This window comes from Pseudomonas sp. ArH3a (assembly GCF_022648765.1).
Taxonomy (GTDB): domain Bacteria; phylum Pseudomonadota; class Gammaproteobacteria; order Pseudomonadales; family Pseudomonadaceae; genus Aquipseudomonas.
Genome location: NZ_CP080330.1, coordinates 1311433 through 1330289 on the forward strand (window position 1 = coordinate 1311433; position 18857 = coordinate 1330289).

Annotated in this window: 18 protein-coding genes; 14 read left to right on the top strand and 4 right to left on the bottom strand. The window is 60.3% G+C overall.

All coding sequences use genetic code 11. The features are described 5' to 3' along the window. Positions 1 to 26: 26 nt before the first annotated feature. From mreB to tldD, 8 genes are all read left to right on the top strand, one after another. Positions 27 to 1064 carry a rod shape-determining protein MreB gene (gene mreB, locus K0P33_RS05900; protein ID WP_002555108.1) on the top strand — a complete coding sequence of 346 codons (1038 nt, stop codon included), beginning with the start codon at positions 27 to 29 and terminating at the stop codon, positions 1062 to 1064. Between the two features lie 139 nt (positions 1065 to 1203). Next, a complete protein-coding gene (gene mreC / locus K0P33_RS05905) occupies positions 1204 to 2349 on the top strand; it encodes a rod shape-determining protein MreC (protein ID WP_094950415.1) in 1146 nt (381 codons plus the stop codon). Then, the gene (gene mreD, locus K0P33_RS05910; RefSeq protein ID WP_094950416.1) at positions 2349 to 2837 is read left to right on the top strand and encodes a rod shape-determining protein MreD; all 489 of its coding nucleotides are present in this window, start codon (positions 2349 to 2351) and stop codon (positions 2835 to 2837) included. The genes mreC and mreD overlap by 1 nt, the downstream gene beginning before the upstream one ends. 51 nt (positions 2838 to 2888) lie before the next feature. After that, positions 2889 to 3485, top strand: coding sequence for a Maf family protein (locus K0P33_RS05915; RefSeq protein WP_094950417.1), 597 nt, complete (start codon positions 2889 to 2891; stop codon positions 3483 to 3485). A 70-nt stretch (positions 3486 to 3555) separates the two neighbouring features. Then, the gene (rng, locus tag K0P33_RS05920; protein ID WP_053254407.1) at positions 3556 to 5013 is read left to right on the top strand and encodes a ribonuclease G; all 1458 of its coding nucleotides are present in this window, start codon (positions 3556 to 3558) and stop codon (positions 5011 to 5013) included. 76 nt (positions 5014 to 5089) lie between these two features. After that, on the top strand, positions 5090 to 8905 hold the full coding sequence (locus K0P33_RS05925) for a YhdP family protein (RefSeq protein ID WP_242154469.1): 3816 nt from the start codon (positions 5090 to 5092) through the stop codon (positions 8903 to 8905). A gap of 48 nt (positions 8906 to 8953) precedes the next feature. Further along, positions 8954 to 9802: a carbon-nitrogen hydrolase family protein gene (locus K0P33_RS05930; protein ID WP_094950419.1), complete on the top strand. Its 849-nt coding sequence runs from the start codon at positions 8954 to 8956 to the stop codon at positions 9800 to 9802. Positions 9803 to 9818: 16 nt separating this feature from the next. Next, positions 9819 to 11261, top strand: coding sequence for a metalloprotease TldD (tldD, locus tag K0P33_RS05935; RefSeq protein ID WP_094950420.1), 1443 nt, complete (start codon positions 9819 to 9821; stop codon positions 11259 to 11261). A gap of 45 nt (positions 11262 to 11306) precedes the next feature. On the opposite strand, the gene yjgA is transcribed toward tldD, so the two are convergent. Continuing rightward, the gene (gene yjgA / locus K0P33_RS05940; protein WP_064450713.1) at positions 11307 to 11828 is read right to left on the bottom strand and encodes a ribosome biogenesis factor YjgA; all 522 of its coding nucleotides are present in this window, start codon (positions 11826 to 11828) and stop codon (positions 11307 to 11309) included. A gap of 108 nt (positions 11829 to 11936) precedes the next feature. Between yjgA and pmbA the strand changes: the two genes are divergently transcribed. The 6 genes from pmbA to K0P33_RS05970 all read left to right on the top strand — a co-directional run bounded on the left by pmbA (position 11937) and on the right by K0P33_RS05970 (position 17205). Next, on the top strand, positions 11937 to 13283 hold the full coding sequence (gene pmbA, locus K0P33_RS05945) for a metalloprotease PmbA (protein ID WP_094950421.1): 1347 nt from the start codon (positions 11937 to 11939) through the stop codon (positions 13281 to 13283). A gap of 147 nt (positions 13284 to 13430) precedes the next feature. Continuing rightward, positions 13431 to 13826 carry a FagA protein gene (locus K0P33_RS05950; RefSeq protein ID WP_242154471.1) on the top strand — a complete coding sequence of 132 codons (396 nt, stop codon included), beginning with the start codon at positions 13431 to 13433 and terminating at the stop codon, positions 13824 to 13826. Further along, the gene (locus K0P33_RS05955) at positions 13819 to 15195 is read left to right on the top strand and encodes a class II fumarate hydratase (RefSeq protein WP_094950423.1); all 1377 of its coding nucleotides are present in this window, start codon (positions 13819 to 13821) and stop codon (positions 15193 to 15195) included. Before K0P33_RS05950 ends, K0P33_RS05955 begins: the two co-directional genes overlap by 8 nt. Before the next feature lie 27 nt (positions 15196 to 15222). Further along, a complete protein-coding gene (locus tag K0P33_RS05960) occupies positions 15223 to 15666 on the top strand; it encodes a hypothetical protein (protein ID WP_094950424.1) in 444 nt (147 codons plus the stop codon). Position 15667: 1 nt separating this feature from the next. Further along, entirely contained in the window at positions 15668 to 16279 is a 612-nt protein-coding gene (locus K0P33_RS05965; RefSeq protein WP_242154473.1) for a superoxide dismutase, read from the top strand. A 32-nt stretch (positions 16280 to 16311) separates the two neighbouring features. After that, the gene (locus tag K0P33_RS05970) at positions 16312 to 17205 is read left to right on the top strand and encodes a ZIP family metal transporter (RefSeq protein WP_242154475.1); all 894 of its coding nucleotides are present in this window, start codon (positions 16312 to 16314) and stop codon (positions 17203 to 17205) included. Between the two features lie 37 nt (positions 17206 to 17242). Here the strand turns inward: K0P33_RS05970 and K0P33_RS05975 are convergent, their stop codons facing one another. The 3 genes from K0P33_RS05975 to ptsN are packed head-to-tail and all read right to left on the bottom strand — an operon-like array spanning position 17243 to position 18855. After that, positions 17243 to 17515 (bottom strand): HPr family phosphocarrier protein, encoded by a 273-nt coding sequence (locus K0P33_RS05975; RefSeq protein WP_094950427.1) that lies wholly within the window; start codon positions 17513 to 17515, stop codon positions 17243 to 17245. A gap of 15 nt (positions 17516 to 17530) precedes the next feature. After that, positions 17531 to 18388: an RNase adapter RapZ gene (gene rapZ / locus K0P33_RS05980; protein ID WP_083360130.1), complete on the bottom strand. Its 858-nt coding sequence runs from the start codon at positions 18386 to 18388 to the stop codon at positions 17531 to 17533. A 2-nt stretch (positions 18389 to 18390) separates the two neighbouring features. After that, entirely contained in the window at positions 18391 to 18855 is a 465-nt protein-coding gene (gene ptsN / locus K0P33_RS05985) for a PTS IIA-like nitrogen regulatory protein PtsN (RefSeq protein ID WP_094950428.1), read from the bottom strand. Positions 18856 to 18857 lie beyond the last annotated feature (2 nt).

Consider the following 18857-nt stretch of genomic DNA (forward strand, 5'->3'; position numbering starts at 1 on the left):
CACGCGTTGCCTAGGGTCCTTTCCCCATGTTCAAGAAACTGCGTGGCATGTTTTCCAGCGATCTTTCCATTGACCTGGGCACTGCCAACACCCTTATTTACGTGCGCGAGCGCGGTATCGTTCTGAATGAGCCATCGGTTGTGGCCATTCGGACCCATGGTAATCAGAAAAGTGTTGTTGCCGTTGGCACCGAGGCCAAGCGTATGCTCGGCCGAACACCAGGCAATATTGCTGCCATTCGTCCGATGAAAGATGGCGTGATCGCCGACTTCAGCGTCTGCGAGAAGATGCTGCAGTACTTCATCAATAAGGTTCACGAAAACAGCTTTCTGCAGCCCAGCCCTCGTGTGCTGATCTGCGTTCCGTGCAAGTCCACCCAGGTTGAGCGTCGTGCCATCCGTGAATCGGCCCTTGGCGCCGGTGCCCGTGAAGTGTTCCTGATCGAAGAGCCAATGGCTGCTGCGATCGGTGCTGGCCTGCCGGTTGAAGAAGCGCGCGGTTCGATGGTGGTGGATATCGGTGGTGGTACCACTGAAATCGCCCTGATCTCCCTGAACGGTGTGGTGTATGCCGAATCCGTGCGTGTAGGCGGCGACCGCTTCGACGAAGCGATCATCACTTATGTACGTCGTAACTACGGCAGCCTGATCGGCGAATCCACCGCCGAGCGCATCAAGCAGGAAATCGGCACCGCTTACCCGGGCGGCGAAGTTCGCGAAGTTGATGTTCGCGGTCGCAACCTGGCCGAAGGCGTTCCACGTGCTTTCACCCTGAACTCCAATGAAGTGCTGGAAGCTCTGCAAGAGTCCCTGGCCACCATCGTTCAGGCCGTGAAGAGCGCACTGGAGCAATCGCCTCCGGAACTGGCTTCCGATATCGCCGAGCGTGGCCTGGTGCTGACCGGTGGTGGCGCCTTGCTGCGCGACCTCGACAAGCTGCTGGCCCAGGAAACCGGTCTGCCGGTGATCGTCGCCGAAGACCCGCTGACCTGCGTCGCCCGTGGCGGTGGCCGTGCACTGGAAATGATGGATAAACACACCATGGACCTGCTCTCCAGCGAATAAGATCGCTTGGATGGTTCATGCTTCGCCCGCAGGCAGCACTTTGCAGTGCTGCCTGTTGGCGTTTATCTTCTTCAATCTGCATCCAGGCCGGTTTGATGCCGTATGAATAAAGAGAACATTTGCCTGGGAGGAGCGGATTATTAAACCGCTTTTCGCCAAAGGCCCCTCATTGGGCGTGCGCTTATTGGTGCTGGTCGTGCTTTCGGTCGCGCTGATGGTGGTCGATGCCCGCTTTGCACTGCTCAAGCCCGTGCGCAGCCAGATGTCGCTGGTGTTGATGCAGACTTACTGGATCACCGACCTGCCGCAACGTCTCTACCAGGGCGTGGCCAGCCAATTCGGCAGCCGCACTGAGCTGGTCGCCGAGAACGAAAAACTCAAGACTGAAAACCTGCTGTTGCAGGGGCGCATGCAAAAGCTGGCGGCCCTCACCGAGCAGAACGTTCGGCTGCGTGAGTTGCTCAATTCCTCCGCACTGGTCAACGAGAAGGTGGAAGTGGCCGAGTTGATCGGCATGGACCCTAACCCGTTTACCCACCGCATCATCATCAACAAAGGTGAGCGCGACGGTGTGGTCCTCGGCCAGCCGGTGCTTGATGCCCGTGGCCTGATGGGTCAGGTGGTCGAGTTGATGCCCTACACCTCGCGTGTATTGTTGTTGACGGACACGACTCACAGCATCCCCGTGCAGGTGAACCGTAACGGCTTGCGCGCCATTGCCAGCGGCACCGGTAACCCGGAGCGTCTGGAGTTGCGTCATGTGGCGGACACTGCCGACATCAAGGAAGGCGACCTGCTGGTCAGCTCCGGCTTGGGCCAGCGCTTCCCGGCGGGTTACCCAGTGGCGACGGTCAAGGAAGTGATCCACGATTCCGGCCAGCCCTTCGCCATTGTACGTGCCGTGCCGACTGCCGCCTTGAACCGCAGCCGTTACCTGCTGCTGGTCTTCAGCGACAACCGCACGCCGGAAGAGCGTGCCAACGACGCCGCTCAGGCGCAGGAAGCGGAAGACAAGCAGAACGGCGCTGCGCCGACCATTCCTGCCACGGTGCCAAAACCTGCGTTCGTGGGGCCACCAGCCCCTGTGGCCGCCGCGGCAGCGCCAGTGGCAACGCCAGTCAAACCTGCGGCCCACAACGCTCGCCCGGCCAAACCGGCTGCGGCCAAGCCACCCGCGACGACGCCAACTGCTGCAACTCCGGCGGTTAAACCGCCTGCTGCTACCACCCCGGCAGCCCGGCCAGCGGCCGCAGCCCCGGCCACCACACGGCAGAGGGAGGAATAATGGCCGGTACTCATTCGCACAATGGCTGGATCGTCTGGCTGACCTTCGCCGTCGGCCTGCTGCTCAGCGTTTCGCCGTTACCGCAATTCATGGAAGTCCTGCGTCCTTTATGGCTGGCCCTGCTGCTGGCGTTCTGGTCGCTGACCTTGCCGCATAAAGTCGGAATGGTCACCGCAATGTGCCTGGGCTTGGCGGAAGATGTGCTCTATGGCACTTTGCTCGGTCAGAATGCGTTGATCCTGACCCTGATTACTTTTCTGGTGCTGTCGTTGCAGCAGCGCTTGCGCATGTTCCCGATGTGGCAGCAGTGCCTGGTGATCCTGGTGATCTTCGGCCTGGCGCAGTTGGTGCAACTGTGGCTCAGCGCCTTGACCGGTAACCGCCAGCCAACCCTGGCGTTGGTGCTGCCTGCGCTGGTCAGTGCATTGCTGTGGCCATGGGTCAGTTTTGGTCTGCGTGGGTTACTTCGTCGCTATAAAATCAATTGAATGGATTGCGAGGCTCTGCCTGGTTATCGAACCCTACAGGGAGAGTCTGCAATGAATTTGCTTTATCTGGCCTCGGGTTCCCCAAGGCGGCGTGAATTGCTGACCCAGATCGGTGTGCCCTTCACCGTGGTCAGCGCCGCCATTGATGAAACGCCTCTTACAAACGAATCTGCTGTTGCCTACGTCGAGCGCCTTGCGCGCGGCAAGGCCACGGCGGGTTTTGCTGCGCTTGAAAAAACGGCGGGCGCCTGCGTTTTAGGCGCCGACACGGCTGTGATCGTGGAGGGTCATATCCTCGGCAAACCGATGGATCAAGCGGATGCCTTGGCCATGTTGATGGCTTTGGCAGGGCGTGAACATGAAGTGCTCACGGCCATTGCGCTCACCGACGGCGAGCGCTGCGAAACCCGATGTGTAAGCAGTCGCGTACTGTTTCGCGGGATTTCTGTCGAGGAGGCTACGACCTACTGGCACAGTGGCGAACCTCAGGACAAAGCTGGCGGCTATGCTATCCAAGGGCTCGGGTCGGTGTTTGTCGCCGGGCTCAATGGCAGTTACTCCGCCGTGGTTGGCCTGCCGGTGTGCGAAACCGCGCAACTGCTCGAGCAATTCGGCATACCCTGTTGGCAAAACCTTACCGCGCGCTGAACGCCTTACTTGCGCGCCAAGCCTTAAGCGATCGGTCACTATTGTGAAAACGCCTGAACGAGACCCAGCCATGAGTGAAGAGATTCTGATCAATATCACGCCGATGGAATCGCGCGTGGCGGTGGTAGAGAACGGTGTTCTGCAAGAAGTGCACGTCGAGCGCACGCAGAAGCGCGGCATTGTCGGCAATATTTATAAAGGCAAAGTGGTGCGCGTGTTGCCGGGGATGCAGGCTGCATTCGTCGATATCGGCCTGGACCGCGCCGCGTTCATCCATGCTTCGGAAATCTCCCTGCGCGAAGGCCCTGCGGTCGAAAGCATCAGTGCGTTGGTGCACGAAGGGCAGAGCCTGGTGGTGCAAGTCACCAAGGACCCCATCGGTTCCAAGGGCGCGCGGTTGACGACTCAGTTGTCGATTCCTTCGCGTTACCTGGTGTACATGCCGCGTACTGCTCACGTCGGCATTTCCTTGAAGATCGAAGACGAAGCCGAGCGCGAGCGCCTGAAAAAGGTGGTCAGCGACTGCGTGGCTGCCGAGGGCATCAAGGAAGCGGGTGGCTTCATCCTGCGCACCGCCGCAGAAGGCGCCGGCGCCGATGAAATCCTCATGGACATCCGTTACCTGCGACGCCTCTGGGATCAGATCGGCGCGCAGATCAAAACCATCGGCGCACCCAGCGTCATCTATGAAGACTTGGGCCTGGCCCTGCGCACCCTGCGCGATCTGGTCAGCCCGAAGATCGAGAAAATTCGCATCGACTCGCGGGAAACCTTCCAGCGCACCACGCAGTTTGTCGCCGAACTGATGCCTGAAATTGCCGATCGCCTGGAACATTACCCTGGTGAACGGCCGATTTTTGACCTGTATGGCGTCGAAGACGAAATCCAGAAAGCCTTGGAACGCAAGGTGCCGCTCAAGTCCGGCGGCTATCTGGTGGTGGACCCGGCGGAAGCCATGACCACCATCGACGTCAACACCGGTGCGTTCGTGGGGCATCGCAACCTTGAAGAGACCATCTTCAAGACCAACCTCGAAGCGGCTACCGCGATTGCCCGCCAGATGCGCCTGCGCAACCTGGGCGGCATCATCATCATCGACTTCATCGACATGGAAGACGAAGAGCATCAGCGCCAGGTGCTGCGTACCCTCGAGAAGCAGCTGGAGCGCGATCACGCCAAGACCAATATCATCGGCATCACCGAGCTTGGCCTGGTGCAGATGACCCGCAAGCGTACCCGCGAAAGCCTCGAACAAGTGCTCTGCGAGCCTTGCAGCAGCTGCCAGGGGCGGGGCAAGTTGAAGACCCCAGAAACGGTTTGCTACGAGATTTTCCGCGAAATCTTACGGGAGGCGCGTGCCTATCAGGCCGAAGGTTATAGAGTGCTCGCCAACCAGAAAGTGGTCGATCGGTTGCTGGACGAGGAGTCTGGTAACGTCGCCGAATTGGAAGGTTTTATCGGGCGTACCATTCGTTTCCAGGTCGAAACCATGTATTCACAGGAACAATACGACGTGGTGCTGCTCTGATCCCCAATCGCTTTCTTTCTTCGAGACCGGCAGACCTTGATCTGCCGTCCGCTAATTGCCTTGAGGGTCGCCTGACATGGAGCGTCTGAAACGCTTTTTTGCCGCTTTGACCCGCTGGGGCCTGGGCTTGTGCGCCTTGCTGCTGGTACTGGCGGCGGTGTACGTGAGCCTGGGTCGTGAACTCACCCCGTTGGTGGCCGAATACCGCGCCGAAATCGAAGCCAAGGCCCAGGCCGCGGTGGATATGCCTGTGCGCATCGGTAGCCTGGAAGGGCGCTGGAGCGGTTTCGCACCGATATTGCTGGCCCACGATGTGATGGTCGGCGAGGGCAGCAGTGCCTTGCGCCTGGACCAGGTTGAAGTGGTACCGGCTATCTGGGCCAGCCTGATGGCGCGCGAGGTGCGCATTGCCCACTTGGAAGTCAGCGGGTTGCAGTTGAGCATCAAGGAAGACAAGGACGGCCACTGGGCGCTGCAAGGCCTGCCGGTACAAGATGATCAGCCGCTGGACCCGGAGCAGTTGCTGACACGCATGCAGATGGTCAAGCGCGTGTCGGTGCTCGATAGCCAGGTCACGCTGCAACCGTTCGCTCAGGCGCCGCTGACCCTGACATACGTGGGCCTTAGCCTGCACACCGGCGCCACGCGCCAACGCCTCGACGCCCGCGTGACCTTGCCGGACGGCCAGCCACTGGCCGTGAGCCTGCGCACGCGTATCCGCGCGAGCGAATGGAAAGACGCGCAAGTCCAGGCCTACCTGAGCCTTCCCCAGAGCGACTGGGCCAAATGGATCCCGGCCAAGCTGACCCAGCAATGGAAGCTTTCGCAATTCAAGGCGGGCGGTGAGTTCTGGCTCGACTGGGCCAAGGGTACCGTGCAAAACGCCGTGGTGCGCCTCAACTCGCCTCAGGTGAAGGGCAGCTACGCTGACCGCAAACCGGTGCATATCGAAAACCTTGCCCTCACGGCTTACCTGCAACGCAGTGATACCGGCCTTAAAGTGCTGTTTGATTCGCTGGCGATGAACATCGGTGAGACGCGCTGGGAATCACGCCTGCAATTGCAACAGAGCCTGGCCACCGATAGCGCTCTGGAAGTCTGGAAGCTGCAGGCCGACCGCCTCGACCTGACCCCGATCACGCCGCTGCTGAATGCCTTGGCGCCCTTGCCGGAAGGCGTTGCCAAGACCATTGAACACCTGAAGGCCACTGGCGTGCTGCGTAACGTGCTGGTGGATTTGCGTCCCCAGGACACCACTGACCAAAAGGTCAGCTTTGCCGCCAACCTTGAGCGTATCGGCTTTAATGCCTACTTCGGCGCACCGGCTGCGCGGAACGTGTCCGGCAGCATCAGCGGCGACCTGGGCCACGGCGAGTTGCGCATGGACAGCAAGGACTTTTCCTTGCACTTGGACCCGATCTTCGCCAAGCCATGGCAGTACATCCAGGCCAATGCGCGCCTGACATGGAAGCTGGATAAGGAAGGTTTCACCCTGATCGCACCGTACATCAAAGTGCTGGGCGAAGAGGGCAAGGTCGCTGCGGACTTCCTGATTCGCCTGCATTTCGACCACAGCCAGGAAGACTACATGGACCTGCGGGTCGGCATGGTCGATGGCGACGGGCGCTTCACGGCCAAGTATTTGCCGGCCGTGTTAAGCCCGTCCTTGGATGAGTGGCTGCGCACGGCGATTCTCAAAGGCGCGGTTGACGAAGGTTTCTTCCAGTACCAAGGCTCGCTGAACCACGACGCGCTGCCGGCTGCACGCAATATCAGCTTGTTCTTCAAGGTGCATGATGCCGAACTGGCGTTCCAGCCGGGTTGGCCGCACGTAAGTAAGGTCAATGGCGAAGTGTTTGTCGAGGAGAGCGGTGTGCGTATCCTGGCGAGCAAGGGCCAGTTACTCGACACCAAGGTCAAGGACATCTACGTCAATATTCCTCATGCGCCTTCCGGCCAAGACAGCCACCTGCTGATTACCGGTGGGTTTGCTGGCGGCTTGGGCGATGGCTTGAAGATCCTCCAGGAAGCGCCGATAGGCACCGGTTCGACCTTCGCCGGTTGGAAGGGCGAGGGCGACCTGCAAGGCAAACTGGACCTGGACATTGCGCTGGTCAAAGGCGCCGATCCGAAGATCGTGGTGGACTTCCAGACCGACAAGTCCCGCCTGCAATTGGCCGAGCCGACCCTGGACCTGACCCAGCTCAAAGGCAATTTCCGCTTCGACAGCGCCAAAGGCCTGAGTGGCCAGAACATCTCGGCCCAGGCGTTCGACCGGCCGATCACTGCGCAGATTTTTGCCGATGGCAAACCGGGCAAAATCAGTACGCGCGTCAGCGCCAAGGGCCAGGTCACGGTCAAGCGCCTGACGGATTGGTTAAAAGTCAGCCAGCCGCTGCCGGTGTCCGGTGATATCCCTTACCAATTGCAACTGACCCTGGACGGCGCCGACAGCCAACTGATGGTCAGCTCCACCATGAAGGGCGTAGCAGTGGATCTGCCGGCACCGTTTGGCATGCCTGCCAGTCAGGGCCGTGACAGCGTGTTCCGTATGACCTTGCAGGGCGCCGAGCGGCGCTACTGGTTTGATTACGGCGAGCTGGCGAGCTTTACCTTTGCCTCGCCTCCAGACAAGTTCAATGACGGTCGTGGGGAATTGTTCCTTGGCGATGGCGCTGCCTTGTTGCCAGCTAGCAAAGGCCTACGTATTCGCGGCGTGCTGTCGGAGCTGGACATCGACCCGTGGAAAAAACTGGTAAACCGCTACGCCGGCAATGATCCGGGCGGCAGTGCCAAGCAACTGCTCAGTGGCGCTGATTTCAAGGTGGGCAAGTTGACTGGCTTCGGTACCCAGTTTGATCGGGTCAACTTGCAACTGGGTCGCAAGCCGGCTGCGTGGGGTTTGCAGTTTGACAGCCAGCAAGCCAAAGGCGCGGTGAACCTGCCGGATGCCAAGGGTGCGCCTATTGCGATCAACTTGCAGTACGTGAAATTGCCGGCGGTGGACCCGACGGTGCAGGCGAATGAGAACGCGCCGGACCCGTTGGCTGATATTGATCCCAAAGACATTCCGGCACTGGATATCGCCATCGATCAATTGTTCCAGGGGCCTGATCTGATAGGTGCCTGGTCGCTGAAGATCCGCCCAACCGCCAAGGGCCTGGCCTTCAACAACCTGGACCTGGGCCTCAAAGGCATGCAGCTCAAGGGTGCCGGTGGTTGGGAAGGCGCGCCGGGTGACAGCAGCAGTTGGTACAAAGGCCGCCTGGATGGCAAGAACATCGCCGATGTGCTCAAGGGCTGGGGCTTTGCGCCGACCGTGACGAGTGAAGACTTCCATCTGGACGTGGACGGTCGCTGGCCGGGTTCGCCAGCCTGGGTCGGGCCCAAGCGTTTCTCCGGTAGCCTGGACGCTGCATTCCGCAAAGGCCAGTTCGTTGAAGTGGAAGGCGGCGCCCAGGCCCTGCGGGTATTTGGTTTGCTCAACTTCAACTCCATCGGTCGCCGTTTGCGCCTGGACTTCTCGGACTTGCTCGGCAAAGGTTTGAGCTATGACCGGGTCAAAGGCTTGCTGGCGGCCAGTAATGGCGTGTTCGTGACCCGTGAGCCGATCACCATGACCGGGCCATCCACTAACCTTGAGCTCAATGGCACGCTGGACCTGGTGGCCGACCGGGTCGACGCCAAGTTGCTGGTCACATTGCCGGTGACCAACAACCTGCCGATTGCCGCATTGATTGTCGGTGCGCCGGCCATTGGTGGCGCGCTGTTCCTGATCGACAAGTTGATCGGCGACCGTGTGTCGCGCTTCGCCAGTGTGCAATACAAGGTGCAAGGTCCATGGAAGGATCCAAAAATCACCTTCGACAAGCCATTTGAAAAACCAAACTGAGAGCCTGTGGAGTAGCATGGCCGCATGCCCTTTACGGAGTGTTGGCCTATGTCCTTTGCGGTAATTCAAATGGTCAGCCAGAGTGACGTCCTGGCCAACCTGGCTCAGGCCCGGCGCTTGCTGGAGCAAGCGGCGGCGGGCGGTGCGAAGCTGGCGGTACTGCCGGAAAACTTCGCCGCCATGGGCCGTCGTGACGTCGCCGACATTGGTCGCGCCGAAGCCTTGGGCGAAGGCCCGATCCTGCCGTGGTTGAAACAGGCCGCCCGCGACCTCACCTTATGGATAGTGGCCGGCACATTGCCGTTGCCGCCTAAGGACCAACCGAACGCCAAATCCAACGCCTGCTCGCTCTTGATCGATGATCGGGGTGAAATCGTCGCCCGTTACGACAAACTGCACCTGTTCGATGTCGACGTGGCGGATGCTCGAGGTCGTTATCGCGAATCCGACGACTATGCTTTCGGTGGCAATGTTGTCGTGGCGGACACGCCGGTGGGGCGCTTGGGCCTGACGGTATGCTACGACTTGCGGTTCCCCGAGTTGTACAGCGAATTGCGTGCGGCGGGGGCTGAATTGATTACCGCGCCCTCGGCCTTTACGGCGGTGACCGGCGCTGCACATTGGGATGTGCTGATTCGTGCGCGAGCCATCGAAACCCAGTGCTACCTGCTGGCAGCCGCCCAAGGCGGCGTACACCCAGGCCCACGGGAAACCTTTGGCCACGCAGCAATTGTCGACCCTTGGGGGCGCGTGCTGACACAACAGGATCAAGGCGAAGCGGTGTTGTTGGCCGAACGCGATAGCAGTGAACAGGCGTCGATACGGGCGCGCATGCCGGTGGTCAACCATCGGCGCTTTTTCTCGCAGGGCGCGCAGCGGCCTGCTTCGGAACGATGAATTTAAGGCCAAACCTATGAGCGAGTTGTTGTCCTCAGTCAGTGAACACCTCCTGGCACCCGGTGGCGTGACCATCGAAAGCTTGCAAACCGTGCTCGGCGATCTGGCCGGGCCAGGCATCGACGCGGCCGACCTGTATTTCCAAGGGCAGATTTCCGAGTCTTGGGCCCTCGAAGACGGCATCGTCAAGGAAGGCAGCTTCAACCTTGATCAAGGTGTGGGCGTGCGCGCGCAATCTGGTGAGAAGACCGGGTTTGCCTACAGCAACGCCATTACCCTTGAAGCCCTGGGCCTGGCGGCGCGTGCGGCACGCTCGATCTCCCGCGCCGGCCAGAACGGCACGGTGCAGGCATTCAGCACCCAGGATGTGGCTCAGTTGTACGCGCCGGATAACCCTCTGGAAGTGATCAGCCGTGCGGAAAAGGTCGACTTGCTCAAGCGTATCGATGCGGCCACCCGTGCCCTCGACCCGCGTATCCAGCAAGTCACCGTGAGCATGGCCGGTGTGTGGGAGCGCATTCTTGTGGCGTCCACCGACGGCGGGTTGGCGGCGGATGTACGGCCGCTGGTGCGGTTCAATGTCAGTGTGATCGTCGAGCAGAACGGTCGCCGCGAGCGCGGTGGCCATGGCGGCGGCGGGCGCACCGACTACCGTTATTTCCTCACTGAAGACCGCGCCATGGGCTACGCCCGCGAAGCGCTGCGCCAGGCACTGGTCAACCTTGAAGCCATTCCGGCGCCAGCCGGTACCTTGCCGGTGGTACTGGGCTCGGGCTGGTCTGGGGTTTTGCTGCACGAAGCGGTGGGCCACGGCCTGGAAGGCGACTTCAACCGCAAGGGCAGTTCCGCCTACAGCGGGCGCATGGGCGAGATGGTCGCGTCCAAGCTGTGCACCATTGTCGATGACGGCACCCTGGCCGGTCGTCGTGGTTCGCTGAGCATCGACGACGAAGGCACGCCGACCGAGTGCACCACGCTGATTGAAAACGGTGTGCTCAAGGGTTACATGCAAGACAAGCTCAACGCCCGCCTGATGGGCGTGGCGCGTACTGGTAACGGCCGCCGCGAGTCCTACGCGCACCTGCCGATGCCGCGTATGACTAACACCTACATGCTCGGTGGCGAAAGCGACCCGGCGGAAATCATCGCCTCGGTAAAACGCGGGATCTACTGCGCCAACCTCGGCGGCGGCCAAGTGGACATCACCAGCGGCAAATTTGTGTTCTCCACCAGCGAGGCGTACCTGATCGAAGACGGCAAGATTACCGCGCCGGTCAAAGGGGCAACGTTGATTGGTAACGGGCCGGAAGCCATGAGCAAGGTGTCGATGGTCGGTAACGACCTGTCGCTGGACAGCGGCGTGGGCACGTGCGGTAAAGATGGGCAGTCGGTGCCGGTCGGCGTTGGTCAGCCAACCTTGAAGATTGATGCGATCACCGTGGGTGGCACGGGGTCGTAAAAGGTGGAGCTTCGGGTGGCGCAGAACGCCACCCGGGGAAGAGGATCAGCGCAGGCCGCGTTGAGTCTCGTCCAGCTCACGGATGTACTTGAAAATTTTACGGCTGGTGGCCGGAGCCTTGTTTTGCGCCAGTTCGTGCTGGGCCTGACGGATCAGGGAGCGCAGTTGCTGGCGGTCCGCGTCCGGGTAGTCCAACACGAACTTCTCCAATACAGCGTCATCGCCCGAAATCAGGCGGTCACGCCAACGTTCCAGGTTGTGGAAACGTTCGTTGTATTGGCGAGTGGAGGCATCGAGTTGATCGAGCAGGGTCAGAATGGCGTCAGTGTCCTGATCGCGCATCAGTTTGCCGATAAACATGATGTGCCGTTTACGCGCGATATTCGCGGTGTGCTTAGGTGCATCAGCCAGGGCCCGGCGCATTTCGTCGGTCAGTGGCAGTTTTGCAACCAAGTCAGGCTTGAGCGTTGTAAGGCGCTCGCCAAGGTCAACCAGAGCATGCAGCTCGCGTTTGACCTGGGTTTTGCTTTTCTCCCCATCGAGGGAGTCGTCGTAAGAATCAACCATGGTGGCAGTCCGCAAAGAAACGCCGCCATGATAACCAGTCGGGGGCCGCTTGTCCGGCCCGGTCGCTCGATGGCCTTAACCGAAAGCAGAATTTGAGTGGAGAAAACCATGAGTGCAGCCCAAAGCGTCGGTCCGCAAGCGTTACCGGCACTGCAGGAACAAGTCGAGCAGATCCTTGCCGAGGCCAAGCGCCAGGGGGCCAGCGCCTGTGAAGTGGCGGTGTCGCTGGAGCAGGGGTTGTCGACGTCGGTGCGCCAGCGGGAAGTGGAAACCGTCGAATTCAATCGCGACCAGGGTTTTGGTATCACCTTGTATGTAGGGCAGCGCAAGGGCTCGGCGAGTACGTCGGCCAGCGGGCCCGAAGCGATTCGCGAGACGGTCGCCGCTGCGTTGGCGATTGCCAAGCACACCTCCGAAGATGAAAGCTCAGGCTTGGCTGACAAGGCACTGATGGCCAAGGACTTGAAGGATTTCGATCTGTTTCACACTTGGGACATCACGCCTGAACAGGCTATCGAGCAGGCGCTGATCTGCGAAGCGGCAGCGTTTGATGCTGATCCTCGCATCAAGAATGCTGACGGCACCACCTTGAGTACCCATCAGGGCTGCCGCGTGTATGGCAACAGCCACGGGTTTATCGGTGGTTACGCCTCCACTCGCCATAGCCTGAGCTGCGTGATGATTGCCGAGGCCGATGGCCAGATGCAGCGTGATTACTGGTATGACGTGAGCCGCCAAGGCGAATTGCTGGCTGACCCGGTCAGCATTGGCCAGCGCGCAGCCCAGCGTGCGGCGAGCCGCCTGGGCGCGCGCCCGGTACCGACCTGTGAAGTGCCGGTGCTGTTTTCGGCAGAGCTGGCCGGCGGGTTGTTCGGCAGCTTCCTGGGCGCGATTTCCGGCGGCAACCTCTACCGCAAGTCTTCGTTCCTTGAGGGCGCAATCGGCCAGAAACTGTTTCCTGAGTGGCTGACCATTGATGAGCGCCCGCACCTGATGCGCGCCATGGGCAGTTCGGCGTTCGACGGTGATGGCCTGGCCACTTATGCCAAACCGTTTGTCGAAAAGGGCGAGTTGGTCTCCTACGTTCTCGGTACTTACGCTGGCCGCAAGCTTGGCCTGCCAAGCACCGCCAACGCCGGTGGCGTGCACAACCTGTTCGTGACCCATGGCGACGAAGACCAGGCGGCGTTGCTGCGTCGTATGGGCCGTGGCCTGCTGGTGACCGAACTGATGGGCAGTGGCCTGAATATGGTCACCGGTGATTATTCCCGCGGCGCGGCGGGTTTCTGGGTAGAAAACGGCGAAATTCAATTCGCCGTGCAGGAAGTCACCATCGCCGGCAACATGCGCGACATGTTCAAGCAGATCGTTGCCGTGGGTAACGACCTGGAACTGCGCAGCAACATTCGCACCGGTTCGGTGTTGATCGAGCGGATGACTGTCGCCGGCAGCTAATCACTCTCGCGCTCAAAAAAAGGCACGCCATCGTACAGATGGCGTGCCTTTTTTTATGGCCGAGTCACAGGTGGATTAACGTGCTGTACTTGTTTTGATTCTCAATATCATTTAATAATAAATATCATTATCGAATGAGTGTGGATCATGAGTTCTGTCCTGCATGAGGATCCGTACCTGGAAAGCTGGCGCTGGATGAGTCGTCAGATTCGCTGCGGCCTCGATCCCAATGAACCTCGCCTGATCGAACATTACCTCAATGAGGGTCGGTACCTGGCGTGTTGCACCGCGACCCATCCGTGGACGATCGCCGAAACCTCATTGCGCCTGCTGATCGACACCGCCCGCGATATCGCCTTGCCCTGGCATTGGCGCTCCATGTGCCTGGACCAGGCGTGGCGCCCGCTGCGCGACCTGGAAAACCTCTCCCACTGTGCCTGCCGCCTTAAGCGCTGGCAGGCCTTTGCCTGGCAATTGGCGACCTGCGAATTGCTGCCTTCCATTTCTGTTTCTGACCTGGTGCAAGGATCTTCCGATGAGTAACACCCGTATCGAACGCGACAGCATGGGCGAACTGCAAGTACCGGCCGAGGCCTTGTATGGCGCACAAACCCAGCGCGCGGTGAACAACTTTCCGATCAGCAACCAACGCATGCCGGCGCAATTCATCCGCGCCCTGATCCTGGCCAAAGCCGCTGCGGCCAAGGCCAACGTCGACCTAAAGCAGATCAGCGAAGGGCAGGGCAAAGCCATTGTCGATGCCGCCCAGGGCTTGCTGGAGGGCGATTACATGCCGCACTTCCCGGTGGATATCTTCCAGACCGGCTCCGGCACCAGCTCCAACATGAACGCCAACGAAGTGATTGCGACCCTGGCCACACGTTTGTTGGGCGAGGCGGTCAACCCTAACGACCACGTGAACTGCGGCCAAAGCAGCAACGACATCATTCCCACCACCATCCACGTCAGTGCCGCCTTGGTGCTGCATGAGCAAACGCTGCCGGCGCTGTTGCACTTGGTGCAGGTGATCGAGCAAAAGGCCGAGCAAGTGCATCCGTTCATCAAGACCGGCCGCACCCACTTGATGGACGCCATGCCGGTGCGCATGAGCCAGGTGCTCAACGGCTGGGCGCAGCAGCTCAAGGCCAATATCGGTCACTTGCAGGACTTGCTGCCGAGCTTGCAGGCCCTGGCTCAGGGCGGCACGGCGGTCGGCACCGGGATCAACGCACACCCGGAATTCGCCGCGCGTTTCAGCCAGCAACTGAGCAACCTGACTGGCGTGAAATTCACCCCGGGCAGGAACCTGTTCGCATTGATCGGCTCCCAGGACACAGCCGTTGCCGTGTCCGGCCAGTTGAAAGCCACCGCCGTCTCGCTGATGAAAATCGCCAATGACCTGCGCTGGATGAACTCCGGACCGCTCGCAGGCCTGGGTGAAATCGAGCTGGAAGGCCTGCAACCGGGCTCTTCGATCATGCCGGGCAAGGTCAACCCGGTGATCCCGGAAGCCACTGCCATGGTCGCGGCCCAAGTGATCGGCAATGACACGGTGATTACTGTCGCGGGGCAATCCGGCAACTTCGAGCTGAACGTGATGCTGCCGATCATCGCCCAAAACCTGCTCAGCAGCCTTGAACTGCTGGCCAATTCGAGCCGCTTGCTGGCCGACAAGGCCATCGCCAGCTTCAAGGTCAACGAAGCCAAGCTCAAGGAAGCGCTGTCGCGCAACCCAATCCTGGTCACCGCACTCAACCCGATCATTGGTTACCAAAAAGCCGCTGAAATCGCCAAGAAGGCCTATCAGCAAGGCCGTCCGGTAATTGATGTCGCTCTCGAGCACACTGACTTGTCACGTAGCCAACTGGAGATCCTGCTGGATCCGGAAAAGCTTACGGCGGGCGGCGTGTAATCACCGACTCTGCTTTGGAGGCTCACCATGGAGCACTGGAAACGCACGATCGAACGGGCCAATCGCTGCTTTATGCAGGGCGAACTGGTCGACGCTCGCGAGGCCTATTTGCAAGCCCTGGCCCTGGCTCAAGTGTTATTCGAGCGTTGGGCGGATGCCGACGAAGCAGTGGCGGCTTGCGTCATTTCCCATCACAACCTGGCGGACCTGCACCTGCGCCTGAACCAGCCTGAGGAAAGCGCGGAGTACCTGTGTGCTATCCACCAGCGCCTGCTGCAGACCCTGCAGGACCCGCGCCTGAGCCGGCAATTGCGCGAGGCGGCGCTGCGCCAGAGCAGCAAGACCTACGTCGAACTGTTGAACTTCATCAGCGATCACGGCGAGTACCCGCGAACCCATCGCTTGTTGGGTGGCGCTGCGGTGCAAACGGATGCGTCGATCCGCAACAGTCCTTATTACGGAGCACATTGATATGTCCTACACCTTGCCTGCCCTGCCTTACGCCTACGATGCCCTGGAGCCGCACATCGATGCGCAAACCATGGAAATCCACTACACCAAGCATCACCAGACCTACATCAACAACCTGAATGCGGCGGTTGAGGGCACTGAGTTTGCGGGCTGGCCGGTTGAGAAGTTGGTGTCCAGCGTCCAGCAGTTGCCGGAAAAACTGCGTGCCGCAGTGATCAACCAAGGTGGCGGCCACGCTAACCACTCGCTGTTCTGGGCGGTGATGTCGCCCAAAGGCGGCGGCAAACCTGAGGGCGTGCTGGGCAAAGCGATCGAGGAACAGTTGGGTGGTTTCGACAGTTTCAAGGAAGCCTTCACCAAGGCTGCCCTGACGCGTTTCGGCAGTGGTTGGGCCTGGCTGAGCGTTACCCCACAAAAGACCCTGGTGGTCGAAAGCAGCGGCAACCAGGACAGCCCGCTGATGAACGGCAATACGCCGATCCTCGGTCTGGACGTCTGGGAGCACGCCTACTACCTGCTCTACCAGAACCGTCGTCCGGAATACATCAACGCCTTCTACAGCGTGATCAATTGGCCGGAAGTCGCCGCACGCTACCAGGCCGCCTTGGCCTGATATTGACCCTATAACACGACCTAAGGCCGACTATGGGCACTGAAATACTGGCGATCAGCAGCGGACGAATGTTTCGTTATGCGTTTGGCTCACTGCTGCTATTGGCAGGTACTGCATTGCTGGTGGCCCACGGGCTGGCCTGGCTGGACCTTGAACCGCGCATCCTGCGTGCCTTGCAGGGCGGGTCGATCTGCGCGCTCGGCACGGCGCTGGGCGCGGTGCCGGTGCTGGTGATTCGTCGGATGCCGGTAGCGCTCAGCGATACATTGTTGGGCTTTGGTGCTGGAGTGATGTTGGCAGCAACTGCCTTTTCGCTGATCGTGCCGGGTATCACTGCCGCTGAAGGCCTGGGGCTTTCGCCCTGGGGCGCCAGCGGCTTGATCAGCTTTGGGATCATGCTGGGAGCGTTCGGGCTGTACCTGGTCGACCGCAAGGTCTCCGGCGCCAGCCCGGAAATGCTGGTGGGCACGCCGGATAAACCGGTGATCCCACCCCGCATCTGGCTGTTTGTGTTCGCCATCATTGCCCACAACATTCCGGAAGGCATGGCGGTGGGCGTCTCTGCCGGTGGCGGCATGCCGGATGCCGATAGCCTGGCCATGGGCATTGCCCTGCAGGACGTGCCGGAAGGTTTGGTGATTGCGCTGGTCTTGGCCGGGGCCGGGATGTCGCGGGTCAAAGCGTTCCTGATCGGCGCCGCGTCAGGGTTGGTAGAGCCGGTATTCGCTGTGTTGTGCGCGTGGCTGGTGAGCCTGGCAGAAGTTTTGTTACCGCTGGGCCTCGCGCTTGCGGCTGGTGCGATGTTGCTGGTGGTGACTCACGAAGTGATCCCCGAATCGCGCCGCAATGGTCACGAAAAGCTTGCCAGCTTGGGGTTGTGCATCGGGTTCTGTTTAATGATGGTGATGGATACAGCTCTGGGGTGAGGCTGTTGCAGCCTCACATCCCTCTCAAAGGGTGGATTTACTCACCCTCGTCGAAGTAGTTGTTGATCAGCGCCACCAAGGCATCCATCGCTTCCTGTTCCTGCTCGCCTTGCGTCTTCAGGTGAATCTTGGTGCCCTTGCCGGCGGCCAGCATCATCATCGACATGATGCTCTTGCCGTTGACCATGGACTCCGGCGTGCGCCCGGCGTAGATCTCGCAAGGAAATTGTCCGGCAACGCCGACGAATTTAGCGGAAGCGCGAGCGTGCAGGCCCAGCTTGTTGATGATTTCAATTTCCAGAGCGGGCATCGCGGGGTGGTCCTTTCAGCTAAGGTCGCGGTGGCGAACCTGGACGTTCTTGAGGGTTTGCTGCAGCACCTGGCCCAGGCGTTCGGTCAGGTAGACGGAGCGATGGTGGCCGCCGGTACAGCCAATGGCAATGGTGACATAGGCCCGATTGCTCGCAGCAAAGCGCGGCAACCATTTGAGCAGGTAGCTGGAGATGTCTTGGAACATCTCCTCTACATCCGGCTGCGCGGCCAGGTATTCGGCTACAGGCTGATCCAGCCCCGACTGTTCGCGCAGTTCTGGCTTCCAATAAGGGTTAGGCAGGCAACGCACATCAAAGACCAGGTCGGCGTCCACCGGCATGCCGCGCTTGAAGCCAAACGACTCGACCAGAAAAGCGGTACCGGGCTCCGGCTGGTTCAGCAGGCGCAGCTTGATGGCATCCCGCAATTGATACAGGTTCAGGCTGGTGGTGTTGATCTTGAGGTCGGCGAGGTCAATGATCGGGCCGAGCAGCGTGGTCTCGTCCTCAATGGCTTCGGCCAGGGAGCGATGCGGGCTGCTGAGGGGGTGGCGTCGGCGGGTCTCGGAAAAGCGCTTGAGCAGCGTTTCTTCGTCCGCATCCAAGTAGAGCACATCGCAATGAATGTGCTTGGCGCGCACTTCCTCGAGCAATTGCGGGAATCGCTCAAGGTGGCTGGGCAGGTTGCGGGCGTCAATCGAAACGGCAACCAGGGGTTGTGCCAATTCAGTGTGGATCAGCGCGCGCTCCGCCAGTTCAGGCAGCAGGCCCGCAGGCAGGTTGTCGATGCAATAGAAGCCGTTGTCCTCAAGAACGTTGAGGGCAGTGCTTTTACCCGAGCCGGAACGGCCGCTGACGATGATCAAACGCATGATTACTGCCCGCTTTGTTCATCCAGGACAACCTGATAGAGCGCCTCGTTGGTGCTGGCACTGCGCAGTTTGTCGCGTACTTCCTTGCGGTCGAGCATGCTGGCGATCTGCCGGAGCAGTTCCAGGTGTGCATCGGTGGCGGCTTGCGGGACCAGCAGAACGAACAGCAGGTCGACCGGTGCGCCGTCGATGGCGTCGAAATCAATTGGTGCATCGAGGTGCAGCAGGGCGCTCACTGGGGCTTCACAGCCTTGCAGGCGGCAGTGAGGAATCGCGATACCGTTGCCAAAACCGGTTGAACCGAGTTTTTCACGGGCGATAAGTGCCTCATACACAGCTTGCGTATCCAGTTCGGGCACTTCGCGGCCGATCAGGTTGGCAATTTGTTCTAGGGCGCGCTTTTTACTGCCGCCCGGCACGTTCACGAGGGAACGGCCGGGGGTCAGGATGGTTTCAAGTCGGATCATGG